General features: G+C 54.7%; 1 protein-coding gene. It reads right to left on the reverse strand.

What is annotated here, in order from left to right; all coding sequences use genetic code 11:
* Positions 1-166 precede the first annotated feature (166 nt).
* Positions 167-1597, reverse strand: a complete 1431-nt coding sequence (locus NA619_RS24900; protein ID WP_255964433.1) for an IS1182 family transposase — start codon at positions 1595-1597, stop codon at positions 167-169.
* Positions 1598-1670 lie beyond the last annotated feature (73 nt).

Consider the following 1670-nt stretch of genomic DNA (forward strand, 5'->3'; position numbering starts at 1 on the left):
TTTCGGCCCAGAGCGTGTAAAAACGCTGTAAGCCGGTGTTCGGTGCGCGGCGATCCCTGTCGGCTGACTGACAACGCTGGTCATCTCCCACAGAGCGCATTAGTAGCGGCCAGGACGTGTCTCGACCCATTTTGAGGCGTCCAGGGCGATGCCTAACGCGCTTTTTTTAGGCCGACATTGCCTTTATCAAACCGCTGGTTCCTAGGATGTTCATGACTCGCTTCAAGTTATAGGCGAGCACATTCAAGCTCATCTCCGCACTAACACCCGGCAGCCGGCGTGTCAGGAAATGGGTTGCGCCCATCCATTGTTTGAGCGTCCCGAAGGGGTGCTCAACAGTTCGTTTTCGGACTCGCATCATCTCCGGTGCGTTACTCAGCCGGTTCTGCATTTCCTCCAACACCGCTTCATGTTCCCAGCGCCGAACCCGTCGTTGCTTGCTCGGTGTGCACTGCAATTTCAAAGTGCAGCCTTGGCATTTCGAACTCCAGTACCGGTGCAGCTTCATGCCTTGTTCAATACTGGAAAAACGCCAGATCAGCGCCTCTCCAGCCGGGCAGGTATATTCGTTTTTCGCCGCGTCATAGATAAAGGCATCATTGTTGAAGCGCCCGTCGGCTTTGGCTGCCGAGGTCATCGGTTTGGGTACATATGTGATGATATTGGCATCTTGGCAAGCCAGGATTTCCTCGCTCTTGAAGTAACCTCGATCAGCTACAACCGACAGCGTTTCTGATGCCATTGCCTCCTTTGCCTGTTTGGCCATTGCGCTGAGCTGATCGCGGTCTGAACCGACGTTGGTGACCTCGTGAGCAACGATCAAATGGTGCTGAGTGTCGACTGCGGTCTGCACGTTGTAGCCAACGATTCCAGTGCCGCGAGTCATCATCGAGCGGGCATCCGGGTCGGTCAGTGAGACCTGTTTGTCCGGCGATTCGTTGAGCTGGATTTCAATCGCCTGAAGCTCCTTCATCTGGGCCTTCAGCTTGGCGATTCGCTCTTCCAGGCGCACTACTTTTGGCTGAGGGGATTTAGGCTCTTCCTGGTCAGCGGCGTCGAGCGCCGTGAGGTAACGGTTGATGCTCGATTCAATTTCTTCCATTCGCCGCTTCAGTTTGGCGCTGGTGAAATTGCGGTCGCGATTGTTGACCGCCTTGAATTTGCTGCCGTCGATGGCAACCAGATTTTCTCCGAACAGCCCCAGCTGCTGACACAGCACAACGAACTGCCGGCAGACGCCTCGGATGGCCTTGCTGTTATCTTTCCGGAAGTTGGCGATGGTCTTGAAATCCGGCATCAACCGCCCAGTCAGCCACATCAGTTCGACGTTGCGCAGAGTCTCTCGCTCAAGGCGCCGACTCGATTGAATACGGTTGAGATAGCCGTAGATGTAGATCTTCAGCAGGATCGCAGGATGGTAAGCAGGCCGGCCTGTATCCGCTGGAGTTGCGCTTTCAAAACCCAACGAAACTAGGTCAAGTTCATCAACGAAGACATCTACCACTCGCACCGGATTGGTATCGCTGACGTAGTCGTCAAGGCTTTCGGGGAGCAACGTACTTTGGCCTCGATGCTCACCTTGAATGAAGCGCTTCATGGGTGACCCTTGCGATGGAATCGCCCGAAAGCATAGCAAGGGTTCGATCAGACGTTTTTACACACTCTGGGCC

The sequence above is a fragment of the Stutzerimonas stutzeri genome (genome assembly GCF_024448895.1).
Lineage (GTDB): Bacteria > Pseudomonadota > Gammaproteobacteria > Pseudomonadales > Pseudomonadaceae > Stutzerimonas > Stutzerimonas stutzeri_Q.